Annotated in this window: 14 protein-coding genes, 1 tRNA gene and 1 pseudogene; 8 read left to right on the top strand and 8 right to left on the bottom strand. The window is 42.1% G+C overall.

Annotated features, from left to right (window positions below; all coding sequences use genetic code 11):
- Positions 1 to 257: 257 nt before the first annotated feature.
- Genes infB through rimP form a run of 3 tightly spaced genes read right to left on the bottom strand, consistent with a single transcriptional unit; the run spans position 258 to position 4,726 of the window.
- Entirely contained in the window at positions 258 to 2,960 is a 2,703-nt protein-coding gene (gene infB / locus AACZ11_RS01535) for a translation initiation factor IF-2 (RefSeq protein WP_290625690.1), read from the bottom strand.
- A gap of 57 nt (positions 2,961 to 3,017) precedes the next feature.
- Positions 3,018 to 4,250 (bottom strand): transcription termination factor NusA, encoded by a 1,233-nt coding sequence (gene nusA / locus AACZ11_RS01530; protein WP_290625688.1) that lies wholly within the window; start codon positions 4,248 to 4,250, stop codon positions 3,018 to 3,020.
- An 8-nt stretch (positions 4,251 to 4,258) separates the two neighbouring features.
- Positions 4,259 to 4,726 carry a ribosome assembly cofactor RimP gene (gene rimP / locus AACZ11_RS01525; RefSeq protein WP_290625686.1) on the bottom strand — a complete coding sequence of 156 codons (468 nt, stop codon included), beginning with the start codon at positions 4,724 to 4,726 and terminating at the stop codon, positions 4,259 to 4,261.
- A gap of 158 nt (positions 4,727 to 4,884) precedes the next feature.
- On the opposite strand from rimP, the gene AACZ11_RS01520 reads away from it, so the two are divergent.
- Together AACZ11_RS01520 and AACZ11_RS01515 are read left to right on the top strand one after the other, a co-directional pair.
- Positions 4,885 to 5,709, top strand: a complete 825-nt coding sequence (locus AACZ11_RS01520) for a universal stress protein (protein ID WP_290625684.1) — start codon at positions 4,885 to 4,887, stop codon at positions 5,707 to 5,709.
- Complete coding sequence (locus AACZ11_RS01515; RefSeq protein WP_290625682.1) at positions 5,706 to 6,317, top strand: hypothetical protein; 612 nt, start codon at positions 5,706 to 5,708, stop codon at positions 6,315 to 6,317. The genes AACZ11_RS01520 and AACZ11_RS01515 overlap by 4 nt, the downstream gene beginning before the upstream one ends.
- A gap of 156 nt (positions 6,318 to 6,473) precedes the next feature.
- Here AACZ11_RS01515 and AACZ11_RS01510 read toward each other — a convergent pair.
- A tRNA-Gln gene (locus AACZ11_RS01510) sits at positions 6,474 to 6,546 on the bottom strand.
- Positions 6,547 to 6,775: 229 nt separating this feature from the next.
- Here AACZ11_RS01510 and AACZ11_RS01505 point away from each other — a divergent pair.
- Positions 6,776 to 10,069: a DUF2723 domain-containing protein gene (locus AACZ11_RS01505; RefSeq protein WP_290628684.1), complete on the top strand. Its 3,294-nt coding sequence runs from the start codon at positions 6,776 to 6,778 to the stop codon at positions 10,067 to 10,069.
- A gap of 3 nt (positions 10,070 to 10,072) precedes the next feature.
- On the top strand, positions 10,073 to 10,717 hold the full coding sequence (locus tag AACZ11_RS01500; protein WP_290628685.1) for a polysaccharide deacetylase family protein: 645 nt from the start codon (positions 10,073 to 10,075) through the stop codon (positions 10,715 to 10,717).
- On the opposite strand, the gene AACZ11_RS01495 is transcribed toward AACZ11_RS01500, so the two are convergent.
- From AACZ11_RS01495 to AACZ11_RS01480, 4 genes are all read right to left on the bottom strand, one after another.
- Complete coding sequence (locus AACZ11_RS01495; protein WP_290628686.1) at positions 10,714 to 12,159, bottom strand: hypothetical protein; 1,446 nt, start codon at positions 12,157 to 12,159, stop codon at positions 10,714 to 10,716. The genes AACZ11_RS01500 and AACZ11_RS01495 overlap by 4 nt on opposite strands.
- A gap of 141 nt (positions 12,160 to 12,300) precedes the next feature.
- On the bottom strand, positions 12,301 to 13,761 hold the full coding sequence (locus AACZ11_RS01490; RefSeq protein WP_290628687.1) for a hypothetical protein: 1,461 nt from the start codon (positions 13,759 to 13,761) through the stop codon (positions 12,301 to 12,303).
- Positions 13,762 to 13,965: 204 nt separating this feature from the next.
- Entirely contained in the window at positions 13,966 to 14,262 is a 297-nt protein-coding gene (locus tag AACZ11_RS01485) for a thioredoxin family protein (RefSeq protein WP_290628688.1), read from the bottom strand.
- Positions 14,263 to 14,316: 54 nt separating this feature from the next.
- Complete coding sequence (locus AACZ11_RS01480; protein WP_290628689.1) at positions 14,317 to 15,552, bottom strand: metallophosphoesterase; 1,236 nt, start codon at positions 15,550 to 15,552, stop codon at positions 14,317 to 14,319.
- Positions 15,553 to 15,655: 103 nt separating this feature from the next.
- Between AACZ11_RS01480 and AACZ11_RS01475 the strand changes: the two genes are divergently transcribed.
- The 4 genes and pseudogenes from AACZ11_RS01475 to AACZ11_RS01460 all read left to right on the top strand — a co-directional run bounded on the left by AACZ11_RS01475 (position 15,656) and on the right by AACZ11_RS01460 (position 21,823).
- Positions 15,656 to 18,577, top strand: coding sequence for a GH92 family glycosyl hydrolase (locus AACZ11_RS01475; protein WP_290628690.1), 2,922 nt, complete (start codon positions 15,656 to 15,658; stop codon positions 18,575 to 18,577).
- Positions 18,578 to 18,583: 6 nt separating this feature from the next.
- Positions 18,584 to 19,585, top strand: a pseudogene (locus AACZ11_RS01470) (N(4)-(beta-N-acetylglucosaminyl)-L-asparaginase).
- Between the two features lie 8 nt (positions 19,586 to 19,593).
- Positions 19,594 to 20,910, top strand: coding sequence for a sugar MFS transporter (locus AACZ11_RS01465; protein WP_290628692.1), 1,317 nt, complete (start codon positions 19,594 to 19,596; stop codon positions 20,908 to 20,910).
- A 301-nt stretch (positions 20,911 to 21,211) separates the two neighbouring features.
- Positions 21,212 to 21,823, top strand: coding sequence for a diheme cytochrome c-553 (locus AACZ11_RS01460; RefSeq protein ID WP_290628693.1), 612 nt, complete (start codon positions 21,212 to 21,214; stop codon positions 21,821 to 21,823).
- The last annotated feature ends 57 nt before the right edge of the window (positions 21,824 to 21,880 follow it).

Raw genomic sequence — 21,880 nt, 5'->3', positions numbered from 1 at the left:
TTGTTACTCAGAATTACCATTATAATGGTTCCCTTTTTTGACAATAACCGGGGAGGAAATAAAGCCTGTTGGCATTCTAAATGTAAGACAAGATTTTTTAAATCCAAACTTTCGTCTGCGTTTTTTGCAGTATTTCAGGCATTTAAAGGTCGCCATTCATAAATGAAGGGTCATGTTATAATATGGGATATATGTATGATGAAATTAAAAAACGCCTCCCGTGGGAGGCGTTTTTTAAATAATATATTATAGCGTCATTACTTGAGTTTCTTCTTGACAGCAACTTCTTGGAAGGCTTCTATAATATCCCCTTCTTGAATGTCATTATAGTTCTTTATTTGGATTCCACAGTCGTACCCTTTTGAAACTTCTTTCACATCATCCTTGAATCGCTTTAAAGATTCCAATTCTCCAGTATACACAACCACGCCTTCACGAATCAATCGTATTCCGGAGGTCCTAAAGATCTTACCACTAAGAACCATACATCCTGCAATAGTTCCCACTTTAGATATTTTAAAGGTTTCCCGAATTTCGGCAGTACCGGTGATCTCCTCTTTCATTTCCGGAGATAGCATTCCCTCCATTGCGTCTTTAAGATCGTTGATCGCGTCATAGATAATGGAATAGGTTCTAATATCGATCTCTTCTTTATCTGCGATTTGTCGCGCATTCCCCATAGGTCGCACGTTAAATCCAATAATGATTGCATCGGAAGCAGACGCCAGCAACACATCACTTTCAGTAATAGGACCCACAGCTTTGTGGATAATATTCACTTGAATCTCTTCCGTAGAAAGCTTTTGGAATGAATCTGTTAACGCTTCCACAGAGCCATCCACATCTCCTTTAAGAATAATATTTAACTCTTTAAAGTCACCTAGTGCAATTCGTCTTCCTATTTCATCCAATGTAATATGACGCTGTGTTCTAACCGATTGCTCCCGCTGTAACTGTGTACGTTTGGTAGCAATAGCCTTGGCTTCTCGTTCATCTTCAAAGACATTGAACTTGTCCCCCGCTTGAGGCGCACCGTCGAGTCCTAGAATAGAAACAGGTGTCGAGGGTCCGGCTGCCTTGATATTATTCCCACGCTCATCGTGCATGGCTTTTACTTTTCCGCTGTTCTGTCCTGCTAATACGTAATCTCCTACTTTTAAAGTTCCTCCCTGTACTAAAATGGTCGATACATAGCCCCTCCCTTTATCTAAGAAGGCTTCCACTACAGTTCCGTATGCAGATCGATTTGGATTCGCTTTTAATTCAAGTAATTCGGCCTCAAGCAATACCTTTTCTAATAATTCAGGTACACCTTGTCCGGTTTTAGCTGAAATATCGTGGGATTGGATCTTTCCTCCCCAATCTTCTACAAGCAAATTCATTTGCGCAAGTCCTTCCTTGATCTTCTCGGGATTGGCCGTTGGTTTGTCGATCTTATTGATCGCAAAAACAATAGGTACTCCGGCTGCTTGTGCATGACTTATAGCCTCTTTGGTCTGCGGCATGATATCATCGTCTGCTGCTACCACGATAATGGCCAAGTCGGTAACTTGAGCTCCCCTTGCCCGCATCGCCGTAAAGGCTTCGTGACCCGGTGTATCCAAGAAGGCGATCTTTTGACCGTTCTCCAGTTGCACGCCGTAGGCGCCAATATGCTGTGTGATCCCACCAGATTCCCCGGCAATCACGTTCTCTTCACGAATGTAATCCAGTAAAGATGTTTTACCGTGATCCACGTGTCCCATCACGGTTACTATAGGAGCTCTGGGCTCGAGATCTTCCGGAGCATCTTTTTCTTCTACGAAAGACTCTTCGATGTCGGCAGTAACAAATTCTACTTCATAGCCAAACTCATCGGCAACAATAGAAAGTGTTTCGGCATCAAGACGTTGGTTCATGGTCACCATCATTCCCAGTGACATACAGGCCGATATAACCTTGGTAACAGGAACATCCATCATCGTGGCAACCTCACTTACAGTTACAAACTCGGTAACTTTAAGCAATTTACTTGCTGCCTCCTGTTGTGCCAGATCATCCTCCGTTTTTTGACGGTGACTGTCTCTTTTTTCTCTTCGATATTTTGCTCCTTTCCCTTTGGATGATTTCCCTTGAAGTTTTTCCAGGGTCTCCCGTACTTGTTTTTGTACTTCTTCATCACTAGGCTCTTCTTTAGGGACATTTGAGCGTCCGGTGCCTTTACGACCGGCACCTCGGTTGTCTCTAAAATTACCGCCACTTTTGGAAGGTTCTTTACTTATACGACGACGACGTCCCTTCTTTTCGGAAGATTTATCGTCCTTTTTCTCGGTTTTTTTCTTTTCAGGTTTTTTAAACTGGGTGAGGTCGATTTTTTCTCCTGTAAAATTAGGCCCATCCAGTTTTTTATAATTGGTCTCAACAACATCATTCTTCTTAGGCGTAGCTTCCTCAGTTTTAGGAGTCTCTTGTTTAGGAGTTTCGATTTTAGCTTCAACTTTTGTTGGAGCTTCCTCTTTTTTCTCGGCAACAGGTTTTTCCACTACCGGCGTTTCGGTCTTAGGTGTTTCTTTTATCGGTTCTTTGACTTCCGCAGGAGTTTCAGCAACCGTTTCTTTTTTGGGCTTATCCCCTTCAAGATCTACCTTCCCGACTTGCTTGAGTCCGCCAAGTTTTGCTTCGGCCTTAATAACTTTGGAAGCTTCTTTTTTCTCCTTTTCCTCTAACTCGCGTTCCCGCGCCAAACGCAGCTCTTCCTTTTCTTTACGCTTTTCTTCCCCTACTTCCTTGGAAGCTACCTTCTTGCTCTTATCGGTTTGAAACTCTTCAAATAGCACTTGGTATTCTTCTCCCGAGATCTTTGTAGTAGGACGTGCCTCTATTTCGTGTCCTTTGGAACTTAGAAATTCCACGGCACGGTCCAATGAGATATTGAATTCGCGTAATACTTTGTTAAGCCTTATCGTTTTTACTTCAGCCATAAAAATGCTTTCTCCTGTTATTCTCTTAATATATGATAAAAGTAGTTAATCTTTATACTACTCTTCAAATTCCTCTTTTAATATACTTATTACTTCCCGGATGGTTTCTTCTTCCAAATCGGTACGTTTTACTAGGTCGTTGATGTCGTGTTCCAAGACACTCTTTGCGGTGTCCAAACCAATTTTATGGAATTCGGCAATGATCCAATCTTCGATCTCATCGGAAAATTCTCTCAACTCTACGTCTTCTTCAGCGCCTTCTCGCAACACATCGATCTCATAACCCGTTAGCTGTCCTGCCAATCGTATATTGTGACCGCCTCTACCAATCGCTTTAGAAACCTCTTCCGGCTTTAGGATTACCTCAGCACGTTTTGTTTCTTCGTTGATCTTGATCGAAGTCACTTTCGCCGGACTCAATGCACGCGTAATGAATAGGTTAAGATTGTTGGTGTAATTGATAACGTCGATGTTCTCATTACCCAGTTCACGAACGATTCCGTGAATACGAGATCCTTTCATCCCTACACATGCGCCCACAGGATCGATACGGTCGTCGTATGAATCCACAGCTACTTTTGCCTTTTCTCCCGGGATACGAACGACCTTCTTTACTGTAATCAATCCGTCGAATACTTCCGGGATTTCCTGTTCAAACAATTTTTCAAGGAACAAAGGGCTTGCGCGAGACATCAAGATCGTGGGTTTGTTTCCTTTAAGCTCTACACTTTCAATGATACCGCGCACGTTATCTCCTTTTCTGAAGAAATCCGATGGAATTTGCTTATCCTTAGGAAGGATGATCTCATTCCCGTCGTCGTCCAAAAGTATGACTGCCCTGTGGCGAATATGGTGTACTTCGGCGGTGTAGATTTCTCCTTCTAATTCTTTAAAATGCTTATAAATATTGGTGTTGTCGTGCTCATGGATCTTAGAAATAAGATTTTGACGCAAGGCCAAGATAGATCGACGACCTAAGTCAATTAATTTTACTTCTTCCGAAACATCCTCACCAATCTCAAAGTCGGGCTCGATCTTACGTGCTGCAGACAACGAGATCTCTTCGTTAGGATCCTCTACTTCACCGTCGGCTACCACAACACGGTTTCTCCATATCTCCAAATCTCCTTTGTCGGGGTTAATAATAATATCAAAATTATCGTCACTACCGTACTTCTTCTTTAAAGCGTTTCTAAAAACGTCTTCCAGTATCGCCATGAGCGTTACTCTATCAATCAGTTTATCGTCTTTGAATTCTGAAAAAGAATCAATTAACGCTAAATTTTCCATATCATCCTTTAATTAAATGTTATCATCACTTTTGCTTCCGCAATATCTTTATAAGGCAACACCGCTTCTTTTTGTACGGTGACCTTTCCTTTTCCAACCGGTTTTGGTTCTCTGGCCTTCCACTGCAAGGTCACAGCCTCTTCTGTGGCCGAAACGAGCGTGCCTTCAAAAGCACTGTCGTCCTTAGTTCTAAGTTTTAGCGTCCTGCCTACATTCTTTTTGTACTGTCTCGGTAATTTTAGAGGTTCTGAAACACCTGCCGACATCACTTCCAAAGAGAAATCTACTTCTTCTCTATCCAGATTATGTTCGATCTCTCGACTTACTGCGATACAATCTTCCACCGAAACACCCTTATCACCATCCAAAATAACACGAATATGGTTCGCTTCAGAAATACTGTAATCAATTAAAAATAAAGACTTGTTCTTTTCTAACGCCTGTTCCAGAAGTTGTGTTACCTTTTCCCGCATCATTTTCAGCTATAAAAAGAGGGGACTTTTTTGTCCCCTCAGCTAGTTACGTATCAAATTCGCTGCAAATATACTACATTTTTTAATATTAAAAAAACGGGTGCTGCCCGTTTTATTTTTGTAATTTAATTGTTACAAATCAACCGAAATAATCACCGTATATGAAACGAATTTTAGTCCCAACAGATTTCTCTTCTCAAGCTGAAAATGCATTGCAAGTCGCTGTTCAAATGGCAAAAAAACACGCGAGTGTAATCTATTTATTACACTCGTTAGATCTGCCTTTGCATTTAGCGAGATCCGGCAGCGGCGGAAGCCTCCCTGAGTCGCTTTACTTTATAAAACTGGCTGAAAAGAATTTTGAAGAACTCCTACAAAAGCCTTATTTGCAGGATGTCGAAGTTCGTGAGGCTATTGGGCATGCCGAGATCTACGAAGATGTGAGTGAAGCAGTTTCTGCAAATGATATTGATCTTATTGTTATGGGATCACACGGCGCCAGTGGTTTTAAAGAGATGTTTATAGGGAGTAACACCGAGAAAGTAGTGCGCACCTCAAAAATTCCGGTGCTGGTAATCAAGAACCATCATCCGGTCTTCAATATTGAAGATTTTGTGTTTGCAACAGATTTTGCTGAAGAATGTAAAGGAAGTTTCAACGATGCGCTGGATTTTGCCGAAGCAGTAGGTGCTACCTTGCACTTGCTCTACATCAACACCCCGAACGATTTTAGGACCAGTGCCGAAGCTCATAGGATGATGCAAGATTTTGTAAAAGGTACCAATGCAAGTCAATATACCTTGAACATTTATAACGATACTTCTGTAGAAAAAGGGATCTTGAACTACGCCCGGGATACCAAAGCGCAACTCATTGGAATGAGCACCCACGGCCGCAAAGGACTTTCGCATTTCTTTAACGGCAGCATTAGTGAAGACCTCGTAAATCATGCCAAGATGCCGGTGATCACATTCAAGATACGATGACCCGAATAATTGGTTGCGGAATAGTATTTTTAATGCTTCAAGGCTGTGGGGGCTCGACCACACAAGGCTCAAAGAACATTATAGGAGAACCGGAGCCGAAAACTGAAACTGAAGCGGTGATCGAAAACCCTGTGATTTCCGAGCCGATACTTCCGTCGGGAGCTGTTACCGCAAATTTTATAACCAAACAAACACCTTTCTATGCCTATGTAAAAGGGGTGGATACATCATTGGGTGTTACAGAGATCGCATTCGAAGACGCTGCCATTCCTCCCATTCGCATTCCTGAAACCGTTGGCGCTTCCTTGTCGAGCCTTCGATTCAACGAATTTGAGAGTGATCTCTTGTTAGTCACCGCCAAGATCAAGGATCCGAACTTCAATAAGTACTATTTGTATCAATTTCAAAACGGTCGTTGGGAATTGGTCGTCAACCGGTTCGCCATTCATAAAAGTCATGTGAGCGACACCCTGATACCCATCACGATAGATCCTGCGAATCCCGGTTACATGCTGCGCTATTATTCGGTGTTCGATCTTGACGCAAAAAGCGAACTGGGCTATACATGGCGACTGCTTAGTGAAAGCGTTCCGTACAAACAGCGCTAGTCGATATTTACGAGTCGTCATCGCCGAACATGCTACCGTTCAAAAAGGCCCATCGACGTCCTTCCATAAACCTGAAGATATAGGCCCCCAGTTTGACGGCAGTAATATTAAATACAAAAAATCCCAACCTTTTTCAAGATTGGGATTTACATTTTGTTGGCCCACTAGGGCTCGAACCTAGACTCTTCTGGACCAAAACCAGACGTGTTGCCAGTTACACCATGGGCCAATACTTCATTAAATAAGGGCTAAGCCCTTCGAAGCTCCTCTGTTTTTAAGCGAAGGAGGGTGCAAATTTAAAACAAACTTTGTCTTGTACAAACATTTTTCACAAAAAAGCATATTTTTCAAGACGCTTATGTAAAATATCCCGTATTCTAACTACGTTAGTACTATTTCATATTTGGGGCTATTCATATTATTAGTAAATTCGTCCCCAACAATAATTCAATAAAATTATGGGTTCCTTTCACTTTGCCAAATGGAATAATATTTTAGGATGGTTCGTTTTTACCGTAGCACTTATTACCTATTGGATGACTGTGGAACCCACTGCCAGTTTTTGGGATGCGGGCGAATACATAACTACCTCAAGCAATCTGGAAGTAGGGCATCCACCCGGAGCTCCTTTGTATCAATTACTTGGGGCTTTCTTTTCCATTTTTGCCATGGAAGCAACCAGCATTGCTTTAACAATCAACCTCATGTCGGTATTTGCGAGTGCTTTTACCATTTTATTCATGTTTTGGTCCCTTACGCTTTTATTGAGGAATATTGTTGCCAAACACCAAGAACTTACAAAAAATAACGCCGTTGCTATTTTAGGAAGTGCTGCCGTAGGGTCCTTGGCTTTTGCTTTTACCGATAGTTTTTGGTATAGCGCCGTAGAAGCCGAAGTGTATGCCTCGGCTGCTTTTATTATGGCAGTATTGTTCTATTCGGCTTTACGATGGGAACAAGAAATGAATACCCCACGCGGCGATCGCTGGGTGATCCTAATTGCCTTTTTAATCGGGCTTACCTTTGGCGTACATTTTATGGCACTCCTTACAATCCCCGCCATTGGATTTTTGTATTTTTTCAAGAATTATAAGACAGTAACCACTCGAAATTTTATTATTGCCAATGTTGTAACGGTGGCTATCCTTCTATTTATATTCAAGTTGCTCCTCCCAATGACAATGAAGTTTTTTAGTGCTTCGGAATTGTTCTTCGTGAATAGTATAGGCATGCCATTCAATTCAGGAACGGTCATTGCCGGACTTATTTTTATCGCTTTGTTCTATTTCGGACTGAAGTATACGCGCAAAAAGGGATATGCACAACTCAACACCATGCTGTTATGCGTGCTCTTCATTTTTATTGGATTCTCCAGCTGGCTCATGTTACCCATTCGCGCAAATGCCGGAACGGTGATCAATGAGAACAATCCTAACAACGCTCGCGAATTACTAGCGTATTACAATCGTGAGCAATATCCAGAAACTCATTTATTCTACGGTCCGCTCTTTACTGAAGCTTATGTTGGCTTAGACCCGGACAATCCATATAAGGACGACAAGCCCAAGTATGAAAAGGATGAGTCGCTTGGCAAATATGTGATCGTAAATAATTATAAGAACGCAAGCCAAAATACAGACGACGCACAAAAGGCAATTCTGCCTCGAATGTGGAGTTTGGAACACAATGCAAATTATATTGAATTTACCGGTGGCGTAGATTTCAGTATTAAAAGAGAATACCGCGGCGAACAACGATTAATCGACGAAGTAAATGCTTTTAGGGAAGCCAATGCCAACGGCCTGGTGGATAGTGAAGATTATCATGACTTCTTAACAGATTTTAGCCCCTTTTTGGATATTCAAAAGCCGTCGTTTTGGGATAATATGAGCTTTATGTTCGAATATCAATTCGGATATATGTATTGGCGGTATTTTATGTGGAACTTTGCCGGCAGACAGGATGATGTGCAGGGTCAGTACACCGACCTACACGGAAATTGGATTAGCGGGATCAAATTTATTGATGAACTTCGGTTGGGGTCACAGGACAATCTCCCTAGCGATATGAAAGATAATAAGGCGAGAAATACGTATTACTTCCTTCCGCTTATCCTCGGGATCTTGGGTCTTGTATTTCACGCAAAGAATGATCTAAGGAGTTTTTGGGTCTTATTGGTCTTCTTTCTCTTTACGGGTCTCGCTTTAAAGGTCTACCTAAATGAACGCCCTTTTGAACCCAGAGAGCGTGATTATGCCTTGGTAGGTTCATTTTACGTATTCGCCATTTGGATCGGTTATGGTGTGTACGCATTATATGAAGTGATTAAAGAATACGTGAAACCTAAAATAGCCATCCCTATCGTCCTGATCGCAACCACACTTGCAGGTCCGGTACTTCTGGCGACTCAAAATTGGGATGATCACGACAGATCCAATCGTTATACGGCCCAATCCATGGGGAAAATGTATCTGGATTCGGTTGATGAGAATGCTATTCTATTTACCATTGGGGATAATGACACTTTCGCCTTATGGTATATTCAGAATGTCGAAGGATATCGGCAGGATGTACGAATTGTGAATACGAGCTTGTTCCAGACGGATTGGTATATAGACGATATGAAGAAAAAAGCTTTCAGCAGTGATCCTATACCGTCACAGCTTACGCATGATAAATATAGGGTAGGGGCTCGTGATTTCCTTTTCTTCCAAGAAACAAAACAGGATACTATCGATATAAATACGTGGATGAATTGGGTCGCTAATGACAGTCCGGCCACCCAGGTAGAATTACAAAGCGGTCAAATGGCCAATACTTTTCCCTCGAAGATCATCCGTATTCCTGTAGATAAAGAAGCTGTGCTTCGGAACGGTATTGTAGCACCGGAGGATGCAGATCAGATCGTACCTTATATCGATATTCAATTAAAAGGGGATGTTCTTTATAAGAACCGAATGATGATGTTGGATGTTATTGCCAATAATAATTGGGAACGCCCTATCTATTTCAGCGGTGGTGCATTTGGTGATGACGATTACTTGTGGATGAAGGATTACCTTCAGTTGGATGGAGTAGTCTATAAGCTGGTTCCCATTCGAACCAAGGTAGACAAACGAAATCCCTTCGATATGGGTAGGATTGATAGTGACAAAATGTACGATATTGTAATGAGCTGGGATTGGGGTAACAGTGGAAGTCCGGATATCTATCACGATACAGAAACACGCCGTAATGGTATTACCTACCGAAGCAATCTGGCTCGCTTAGCCGAAACACTCATCAACGAAGGCAAAAAGGAGAAGGCCGAAAAGGTACTCGACCTCGCTATGGAGAAAATGCCGGTAGCATATTTTGAATATTATTCATTGCTAGAACCCTATGTATTGGGGTATTATGAAGTGGGTGCGCCTAAAAAAGCCCGTGCGGTATATGAGTCTGTAGCACAAAAATACCAAGAATATTTACTGTTCTTTAGCGGCATGAAAGTGAGTCGTCAATATGCGCTGGCCGATGAGATTATTAGTAATATGGAACGCTATCGAAGTCTGGTTGACATCCTTATTGTAATGGATACTGAAGAATTTGCCAAGCAAGAAGCACAAAAATTCAATGACTATTTGAAGCTGTTCCGACATTTTTATGATGAAAGTGAAGGGGTGGATGTAAACGAAAAACCTCCTTTAGAAGATAGCAGTCTGCAAACAGAACTAGACTCTGCCTTACTAGAGGCTTTAGAAGCCGAAAACTAAAGAGTGAGAGCCTATTTCATAAAAACGCCCAAATTTCTACGGTGGATCTACCCAAAAAGAATTTGGGCGTTTCCACGTGAATCGAATCTTGTTTATGTAACCTTTGACGACGGCCCCATTCCTGAAGTCACCCCTTGGGTATTAGATACACTGAAGCATTACAATGCGAAGGCCACTTTTTTTTGCATTGGCGACAATACGAGGAAACACCCTGCGCTATTTCAAAGGATACTTTCTGAAGGACATGCCATTGGCAATCATACCTTTCACCATGTAAACGGATGGAAGTTAGGCCCTTCAGCATATCTTGAAGAAGTGCGTTCAGCTGAAGCAATCTTCAAAATATACAGACAAAAAACGCCTAAAAACCTTCTCTTTAGACCTCCCTATGGAAAACTGCGTTCGTCCCAAGCGAAAATGCTTCAGAAACTGGGATATCGCATTGTAATGTGGGATGTTCTAAGTGCCGATTTTGACGCGACTGTTTCAGAAAATGCATGCCTTCAGAATGTAACCAAGCATATTCAAGCTGGAAGCATAGTTGTGTTTCATGACAGTTTAAAAGCAGAAAAAAACCTTCGGTACACATTACCGAAGGTTCTTGAGTTTTTGAATAGTAACGGCCTCGAAACTACGGTGATTACCTAATTGATCAAAAGATTCAAAAACGGCACGATCAATCCTGAGGTATCACTGTCGTTTTGGGCCCACACCTCAATATAATCACCTGGGGCTAAAGTAGTCGTACCTGTAAAAGACAGAGCACGCACATCCCCGCCTCCCACTACCTTGGTAGAAATTGCAGTTGGAGTTAGCACAACGTTGTTCTTGGCAATATAAAAGGTGAAGAACTTATTGCTCCCCACAGCATCGACAGTAAATGAAGCCTGTATATTAAATTTTCGTGTTTTAGAACCATCATAGACGATTCTGTTGCTAGTAGCTGAGGTAGTTCTAAATAATTCTGTAGCGGTAGTGGTTCCCAAAATCTTTGTTCTGCCCCCAGCTCCGGTAGCAGTAAATGTTGTGGTTGCAGGCGTTGTGATATAAATATTTCCGGTAGCGGTTTCATCGTTCTCAACGGGAATTCCGGGAGAACTAACTGTCCATTTCTTGGTGAAATTAAATCCTACATACGGTGAAGTCCCTGCTACATACGTCCCGCCTCCATAAAATACTACGTCCTTTAATATGGCATCACTGGTGATAGTGGTTACACCGGTCACTCGCATGCCGGTTCTGCCGGCGAGTACGTGACTATAACCCCCTACCTTTTGAATAAGATCGAAAGTCCCTGTAAATGTTTCAAAAGTTCCCGTGTTGTTGGAATCCCAACCTTCATTACTAAGTAGCAAGCGATTAATATTCGAGTAAGTGATTCCATTGGTATTGCCGGCATACTGTACAATACTTAAGAATACTAATCCGAAACCGCTTATAGTCCCTACAGAGTTGGAACTTGCTACAACACAGTCTCTAAAAATGATATTCTGGGTAGTTGTTCCGGAGAGTTGAAATACAGTACCGCCTGCTCCCGGTGCTGATAATGTAAGTCCGCGAATACTTCCTCCGGTTGACCCGGTAAACAGTACTCCTCCAGATCGCAATAGGATATCCTCGTTGGTGTCGCGCCCTGCAATGTAGGCATTGTTCATCTCTATAGGTGCCGCCAAGGAAACTGTTCCATTTATTTCGTACAAGGTGTTCGCTGTAAGCAGATACTTTGTGCCACCACCGGCTGTAAGTTCAGGTGCGAGGTCAGCAGCGGTTCTAACGAGCTTATAATTATTTCTTTTGTCCGAATCTGAAGCCATTTTTATCCATGATGTGGTTGTGACATCATAGTAAAAATAGGCCCTAACTGCTGTATCATACACCAACAGACTGTTGGCTGGCGTCGTAATGGCGATTCTCTGAGCCGTAGTCATTCGAGGAACGAGCAATCCGCTATTCGATGAGCTAATATCTAGCATCGATGAAGGGTCTGGAGTAACAGTTCCCATACCAACTTGAGCAGTTGTTTGGGTAACCATACAGGGCGCCAAGAAAAGTAGTAGCGCAAAAATTAAGTAGGTAAAGGGGTTATTCATAAAAAATTAAATGTTTTAAAAAATCGTGCGAATGTACACTACAAAGGGTCAGCTTGTTAAAAGAATATGTTAAATATTACATTCTCAACGTAACTACCACTAGAACACTAATGTATCTATGAATATGGATGCAGAGAAGCTCTACTTTATACTGAGATTTAATGAAAACACCGTAATTGAGGTGGTCCCGCTTCCTAGCAGTCGTTGACCCCAAATTTCTATGTACTCATTAGGAGCTAGTTCTACCGTTCCCGAGATCGAGTTACTTGAAATGTCAGCCGTGTTATTCACTCTAAATATGGTGTTTGTCTCCGTAAGTGTCGTTATCCCATTCTTTTTAATGAAAAAGGCATAGTAATCTCCTGTTCCACTATTACCTCTAACAGATATGGCTGCATTAAATTGAAAGGTTCTCGTTTTTTTTCCCGTATAAGTAATTCGGTTATTTTGTGGTGAAGTAACACGGAATAAGTTTACCGCTGTGGTTGAATTGCTCCCGGAATTTCCGGTTAAGTTAAACTCATTGTTATTAGTAACAGATTGAACGAATCCGGTGGTGATTGTCCCATTATAGTAAAGGTTCCCTGCAGCGACATCATCACTTTCTCTTGGGATTCCGGGACAGTTTACGGTCCATGCATTGGTAAAATTATAGCCCGGAAACGAGCCTGTAGTGTATCGCTTCACATATTGCGTACTGGTTCCGGAAAAGGCGCTACCAAAAATTACTCCGTTACCCACAGTGGGATTGCCACTTACATCAACACCTATAGCCGCACCATTTACCGTACTAAAGCCACTTACCTTTTGTATTAGAGCGAAAGTACCTGTAAATCGCTCATAGGTACCGGCATTGGAAGAAAACCATCCTTGATTGCTTAACAGTAAATTTCCAATGTTATTATAGGTGACTCCATTTGTATTGTTCACATATTGAACGATGTTAGAGAAGTAAAGTCCCACCCCGGCTATGGTACCAACGCTATTCATACCATCTATAATGGTATTTTGAAGTAATAGCGAGGTTCCTCCTGTAACATTAAATGCCGTACCGCCACCGGTAATCGTTATATTTCGAATACTACCTCCCATATTACCTACAAATACAGTTCCTGAAGAAGACAAAATATCTTCTCCTGCATCGACCCCGCTAATATAAGCGTTGTTCAAATTAATAGAATTGGTCAATGCTATGGTTCCATTGATCTCGTAATAGGTATTCTCGTCTAAGGTTATGATTCCTCCGGAGGGAGTTGGAAGATCGGCTTGACTCTTCACCAGTACATAATTATCTCGTTCAAGCTTGTCGCTTAATAATTTTTTCCAAGTGGAAGTCTTGGTGTCGTAAAAAAAGAAAGCATCCAAGTCGGTGTCGAACACCAGTAGTCCTTCGGCAGGAGAAGAAATGGCCACTCGTTGCGCAGTAGTCATACGAGGAGTTAAGAGACCTTTCGAGGTTGATGTAACATCAAAAACCGAAGAAGGATCCGGTGTGATAGTTCCAATTCCTACTTGAGCGTGTGTAAGAATTGTGATAAAAAACGCAAATACAAGGAATAATCCTTTCCTAAAAAGGGAATCGTGAGGTTTACTAAGTATCATAGGTTCAGATTTGTGGGGTTACTTTGAGGCAAATAAATTAATTTTCATCGAAAAAAATAAACATTTTGTCGATTTTTTACAACCCATTTAACAAAAATGTAAGAATTTAAATATAAACTATTGATCCTGAAACTGTTACTTTTTTGTTAAAAAAAAAACCGGAAGCAAGTGCTTCCGGTCCCTATGAATAATATTTTAAATGAATTAAACGAATTCTTTCACCAAACCGATTAGTGTATTGGCGTCCTGTTCGCCACTCTGCCGCCACTTCATTTCTCCGTTTTTGTAGATCATGAGTGTTGGAAGTCCTTTTACGCGTAAGGCATCGGCGAGTTCTTTATTCTTTTCTATATCAATTTTTATGACACGGGCCTTATCGCCTAGCGCTGCGGCGACGTCCCTTAGCACCGGGTGCATTCCTTTACATGCCTCATCCCATTCGGCATAAAAGTCGAGTAATACAGGAACTCTCGTTTCAATTAATTCCCCAAATTTTGACATCTATTTAATGTGTTACTTCAACAATTGTATTACAAATATAGCATTTCCCGCAAATTAAGCAGTAGTGCGTCGTTTTTTAAGTTGAATGACAGTGATCTCCGGCCATATTCCTACGCGTCCCGGGTAACCGATAAAACCGAAACCGCGATTTACATTGATATAACGTCCAAATTCTTCATAGATCCCGGCCCAATTCTCATACCTATATTTTACCGGACTCCATTTGAACCAACCCGGGATCTCGATGCCAAACTGCATGCCGTGGGTATGACCGCTTAGTGTAAGCTGAAAGTTTCGATCATCCTGTTTTACCTGTTCCTGCCAATGAGACGGGTCATGACTTAAGAGGATCTTGAAATCATTTGCGTCAACTCCTTCACTCGCTTTATTGAGGTCTCCTGCTTTTTTGAATCCGCCGGCCCCCCAATTCTCAACACCTATCAATTTTATTGCGTCACCATTCCTTTCCAAGGTACGGTGTTCATTTAAGAGTAAATCCCATCCCATATCTCGTTGCAGTTGCTTTAATTCTGAAAGATTTTCGGCTTGGGCCGCTTCAGATTCCCACCGAACATAATCGCCATAATCGTGATTCCCCAATACCGAAAAAACGCCATCTTTCGCTTTTAATAAGGAAAAAACATCCTTCCACCGATGCATTTCTTCGGCTAAATTATTCACCAAGTCCCCTGTAAAGAAAATGGCATCACTCTTTTGCGCATTCACGAGGTCTACGGCATAGCTCACCATATTAGCATTATCAAAACTGCCGCTGTGGATGTCGCTTATTTGCGTTATGGTATACCCGTCGAATCCTTCGGGCAGATCATCAAACTCTAAAGCGTATTTCAAAACTTTATAATTGTATTTCCCTTTATACATGCCATATAGAAGCGTTGTAAAGGGAATTGCAGCGATCCCTAAGGCAACGACACTCAAAAATTTACGGCGTGAAGGAATATGAAACCCTTCCGAAGTATCTGAAATTCCCATTTTAGAGAATAGACCGGCAAATACTCTAAACAGGTCCTCGCCAAACATAAAAATGATTAAGATAAGTTTCGGAACAAAAACCGCCAAAAAGATCCCAAACACATACATGCGCTCCGGCGTCATGGTTCGTGTAGAGCTGCCAGCAGTCAATTGATAAATGAGCATTGCCAAAACACTTAGAGATACAATTACGTAACCCCAATGGACCCAAGCATTACGCGTTACCGTACGTATTGCCTGAAAAGCATAGAGGTCAATAAGAATATATATAACAATAAAGATGATCCAGCGTATCATGAAAGCTACTGAGTTAATTTTTAAAGATACTACCTTTCCAAAGGGCGTTTTAGTGATTCACTTTTTTTTAACGGTTTTCACTATCTTTCGGAAGTCAACGCCTATGAAACAGCTTTTCTATCTTTGTTATTGCATGCTGCTGCTCATTAGTTGCAAAGACGCTTCTTCTGTTACACACTCAAAAGAGACGAAATCGCTTCTCTCCTATGTAGATCCTTTTATCGGCACGGGTGGCCATGGCCATACCTATCCCGGCGCTACACTTCCGTTTGGGATGATGCAACTCAGTCCTGATACGCGTTTAGAGGGTTGGGATGGCTGTAGTGGCTACCATTACAGCGATCGATACATATACGGTTTTTCGCACACACATCTTAGCGGTACAGGAGTAAGCGATTACGGCGATATACTCCTAATGCCTACTAACGAAATCAACTTTCACAATGGGGCAGACGGAAAAAAAGGATACCGGGCTCCCTTCTCGCATGCTAATGAAAAGGCTTCTCCGGGTTTTTATCAAGTAACCCTGGACAGCACCAATATAGCGGTGGCTCTTACCGTTACTAATAGAGCCGGCATGCACTTATATACCTTCCCTTCTTCGGAAAATCAGTTCGTTATTCTGGATCTCGAACATCGCGATAAGCTCTTGGATCATACCATAACGCAACTCTCGAGCACCGAATTTAACGGATATCGTTTCTCTGAAGCCTGGGCAAAAGATCAGCGTTTGTATTTCCATATCAAATTTTCCCACCCGGTCACAGTAACCCACCCCCCGAACGAAGACTTATCTCCTACAAAAGCAACATTTCAGATCGAAAATCCGAAAAATGAGATTGTAACCGTATCGGTGGGTATTTCGGCAGTTGATGTAACCGGAGCCAAGAAAAACCTCGACGCAGAGATAGGCTCCAAAAGCTTTGTACAAGTTAAAAAAGAAGCCGAATCTGTTTGGGAAAAACAACTTAATAAGATCGTTGTTGAGACTGAGAATAAGACTCATAAGGTCAATTTTTACACAGCGCTCTACCATACTATGCTAGCACCCAATCTATATCAGGATGTAGACGGACGCTATCGCGGAATGGACCTGGAAATCCATCAAACTTCAAAATTTGATTATTATACGGTATTTTCACTTTGGGATACCTATCGAGCCGCACATCCGCTCTACACACTTATTGAAGCAGAACGCACTACTCATTTCATCAACACCTTCCTTACCAAATATAGCGAGGGCGGCATCCTCCCTATTTGGGACCTTTCCGGTAATTATACCGGCTGCATGATTGGCTATCATGCGGTTCCCGTGATTGCAGACGCCTATCTAAAAGGGATTAGAGGGTTTGATGCCGAAAAGGCGTTTGCTGCCATGAAACACAGTGCCATGCAGGATCATCTGGGATTGGAATCTTACAAGCAACTCGGATTTATTCCTGTGGAAGCCGAAAGCGAATCGGTGTCGAAAACGCTTGAATACGCCTACGACGATTGGACCATAGCTCAAATGGCGCAGGCCATGGGTAAGGATGCCGATGCAAAACTTTTTTCTGAAAGAGCCCAATACTACAAGAACAGTTTCAATCCACAAACAAACTTCATGCAGGGACGCTTTCGCAATACGTGGTTCGCTCCTTTTGATCCGTTTGAGGTTAATTTCAATTATACCGAAGCCAACGCATGGCAATACAGTTTGTATGTGCCTCAAGACATCTCCGGATTGATTGCACTAATGGGGGGAAAACATGTGTTTTCTAATCACTTGGATACATTATTCGAAACTTCTTCAACTACTTCGGGAAGGGAGCAAGCCGATATTACCGGACTTATCGGTCAATACGCACATGGCAATGAACCCAGTCATCACATGGCCTACCTTTATAATTTTGTAAACCAGCCTTTTAAGACCCAAGAAAAAGTGCATGAGATCCTTACAACCTTATACAAAAACAGTCCCGACGGCATTTCCGGCAACGAAGACTGTGGGCAAATGAGTGCATGGTATGTATTAAGTTCTTTGGGTTTTTATCCGGTTACTCCCGGAAGCAACCAATACATTATAGGTACTCCTCTTTTTGAAAAAGCTACCATGCACTTCGAAAATGGAAATCAGTTTACAATCGTAGCCAATAATCACAGTCCGAAGCATAAGTTCATAGCCTCGGCTATCTTGAACGGTGTGCCGCTTAACCGCAGTTATCTATGGCATGAAGAATTAACAAAGGGAGGAACGATCACTTTTGAGATGACAGAAACCCCATCAAACTGGGCTACCAAAGACCACGAGATTCCAAGTACTGAGATCACTGTACATCCCATTGTTCCTGCGCCCTACATCGCCTCCGGAGATGTAGCTTTTAAAGAAGAGACTGTGGTCACGTTAGGGAATGCAGAAAAGAATGCGACACTCTATTATAGTATCAATGATACTATTTTTAAACGCTATCAGGTTCCAATCGTTGTCAAGGAAGCATCTACCCTTTTTACGTATGCTGAATACGAAGGGATAAAAAGCAGCATTATTGCCACAAAATTCTTTAAGATCGACCCAAACCGAAGCATTCGTCTGCACACCCAATATGCGAATGAGTACAATGGCGGTGGAGCTTCCGCCTTGATCGACGGCATCTATGGTGAGCGAGATTTTAGGACCGGAGCCTGGCAGGGATACCAAGACACAGATCTTGTTGCTGTCATCGATTTGGGAAGCGTCCAGTCTTTAGATATGCTAAACATCAATTTTTTACAAGATCAGCGAAGTTGGATCTTTTATCCCACGAAAATAGAATGCTTCGTGTCAAATACCAACAGTTTCAGTACGCCATTATTTACAAAAACGATTGCTTCGGAAATACCTTCAGAAAAAATTGAAATAAAGACCATCCCATTCGACCTCAGTGGTCAAAAAGGGCGTTATATAAAAATAAAAGCGACTAATTTAGGAGCACTCCCCGCATGGCATCTGGGTGCACCGATGAATGGGAAAGCATGGATTTTCGCAGACGAGATCAGCATAAAATAGATTCTTATGAAACGACGACATTTTATAAAGAATGCATCACTAACCGGCATAGGCCTCGTGGCTAGTTCTGCAGCTATGGGTTGTAAAGATCCTTCCGAAGAAAAAATTGAAAAAACTGTTATGAAGCAAACTAAGACACCGTCCCCTATCGCTATTTGTACTTGGCGATTCACTGAGGCAAATGCTACTGCAGGAAAAGCACTGAAAGCAGGAAAAGCCGCATTGGATGCTGCCATTGCAGGAGTGGAAGTTGAAGAAGAGAATCTAAAGAATACTACCGTAGGGAAAGGAGGCGCTCCAGATCGTGAAGGGAATGTCACACTGGATGCGTGTGTCATGAACTCGGATGGAAATTGCGGATCGGTGGTGTATGTCGCAACAATTACTAAGGTGGCTGCTTTAGCTCGTACGGTAATGGAGGAGACGCCCCATGTAATGCTTGCGGGAGCAGGGGCAGAAGAATTTGCGTACAGCCAAGGCTTGCAAAAAGAAACTCTTTGAACGGAAGCCGCCAAAGAGGCATGGCATGCATGGTTAAAGACCAGCGAATACAAGCCTATCATCAATATTGAGAATCACGACACGATAGGAATGTTAACCTTAGATCACAACGGGGACATTGCCGGAGCCTGCTCGTCTTCCGGTTTATCGTATAAAATGAAAGGCCGCGTGGGTGATTCGCCCATTATAGGGAGCGGTCTCTTTGTGGATAATGAAATAGGAGGAGCCGTGGCAACGGGCATGGGGGAGGAAATTATAAAAACCGTGGGTAGTTTTCTTATTGTGGAACTCATGAGAAACGGTTTGTCGCCTCAAGCTGCTTGCGAAGAAGCGGTGAGGCGTATCGTTAGCAAAAATGAGGCTTATACAGATTTTCAAGTCGCTTATATAGCGATGAACAAAGCCGGTGAAACCGGAGCGTACTGTATTCACGAAGGCTTTACTATGATGAAATATCAAAATGATCACAATGAAGCCATAGCGGTCGATTTTTACCACAAAAAGTAAGGAGCCTCATGGATCAAAAAAGAGATTATCGTACGGCATTTATTATCATTACGGTCCTTTTCTTCTTATGGGGATTCATTACAGTATTGGTAGATAGCCTTATCCCTAGATTAAAGGATGTTTTTGAGTTAAGTTATTTTCAAGCCGGGCTGGTTCAATTTGCTTTTTTTATCGCTTACTTTTTGTTTTCTGTTCCGGCAGGATACCTCTTGTCACGCATAGGCTATAAAAAAGGGATCATATTGGGTTTGGTCACCATGGCCTTGGGATGCCTGCTGTTCTATCCTGCGGCTTCGTACCGTGTTTTCAGTATTTTTTTATTTGGATATTTCATCTTAGCAGCCGGGATCACGATCCTCCAAGTCGCTGCCAATCCTTATGTTTCGGTGTTAGGGACAGAGGCGGGAGCCGCCAGTCGTTTAAATCTTTCGCAGGCTTTTAATTCGCTGGGAACTGCCATCGCCCCGGTGGTTGGCGCGTTGTTCTTATTGAGCGATAGAATAAAGAATTCTGAAGAGATCTCTTTCTTATCTGAAGCAGAACAACAAGCCTATTTTACGGCTGAAGCAACTGCCGTACAACAACCTTTTTTGTGGATCGCGGCTTTTATTGGTGTACTAGCTTTGTTGTTTGTGTTTTTAAAACTTCCGAAGCTAATTCAGGAAAGTACAAAATCGGGTTATTTCACTTTATTAAAGAATCGCATGGTCTTATGGGGTGTGATTGGAATCTTCCTGTACGTTGGGGCTGAAGTAGCCATTGGTAGTTATCTAGTGAATTATTTTTTGGATATGAACTTAGCAGTGACCATTACAGACACTCCCCTAATGCGAAGCATTTCTGAAAGTATCTTACGAAAGGATATGACACAAATTGATGCAAAGGCGATCGTAGGAGCGTTTGTAGTGTTCTACTGGAGCGGTGCTATGATAGGTCGCTTTATAGGTGCTTATCTTACGAAAGTAATTGCTCCTGCCCGGGTACTCATCCTGTTTTCGCTTGGCGCCATTGTGCTTCTGTCCATTTCCATGAACTCACAAGGATTGATCGCCATGTGGAGTATTTTGGCAGTAGGACTGTTCAATTCTGTCATGTTCCCAACCATCTTTACACTCACCTTGAACGGACTTGACGACCTGAAGCCTCAAGCTTCAGGTTTATTGTGCATGGCCATTGTTGGGGGAGCTGTGGTCCCTCCTGCGTATGGGTTTCTTACAGACCAAGTAGGTTTTAAATGGGCGTTGATATTGTTAATAGCTTGTTACGGATATATTGTATTCTTCGCGTATAAAAAACTGAAAACAAGTCTTTTATATAGATCATAATGCAGACTTGAAAGTCATATAATTTTCTTAAATAGGCTTTCAATGGAATTATTTTTGTAATTTTACGTGACATAAGTAGGTTGATAACTTGGGTTATCGATCAAATTTGGGGCGAAAAGTCATCACAACCGTGATGGCTTTTCTATTTTTCCTCTTTTTCTTCTCACGCAATGAATTCCCATACTTTCAAAAATCTATGAAATCATAGATAGGACCTGTTTCTAATTTTTATACCTTTAATCTCCCCTCTTTAATTCGCTTAACCACCTATACTTAAGTGTTTATATAAAAACCAACTCTCATGAAAACACGTACTTCACTACGGCCTTTCCTCATGCTTTTCTTCATTTTTAGTATCACAGCGTGTATGTCCAAGAAAAAAGAAGAAGCCTACATTTCGAAGAAGGACGGTACTACTACTGAAACTTCAGAAACAGACCTAATTAAAAAGGGAGAATACTTGGTAAAAATCATTGGATGTGACCATTGTCATACACCAAAGAAAATGACAGATCAAGGACCTGTACCGGACATGGATCGTTGGCTCATGGGTCATCCGGCAAATGCGACCGTTCCTGAAATTCCGGAAAATGTGGTGGGGCCCGGGAAGTGGATACTCATGAACAATGATCTTACGGTTGCCGTAGGACCTTGGGGAACCAGTTTTGGCGCAAACCTAACACCCGATGATACAGGGATCGGCTCTTGGTCTTATGAACAATTTAAAAGAGCTATGACGGAAGGAAAGTTCAAGGGTATGGAGAATTCTCGCCCCTTAATGCCGCCAATGCCATGGCAATCCTATAAAGAAATGAAGGATGAGGATCTTCGTGCAATGTATATGTATTTGATGTCCATTAAGCCTATTGAGAATGTGGTGCCTAGTTACATTCCACCTTCTGAAATACAATAAAACCCAACAAACCATACAACCGCTTTTGAGGAGGAGTGGTTGAGCCCCTGCCATCGC

Origin of the sequence: uncultured Altibacter sp., assembly GCF_963972995.1 — a bacterium.
GTDB lineage: Bacteria > Bacteroidota > Bacteroidia > Flavobacteriales > Flavobacteriaceae > Altibacter.
This window is presented reverse-complemented; position numbering and strand designations above follow the sequence as displayed.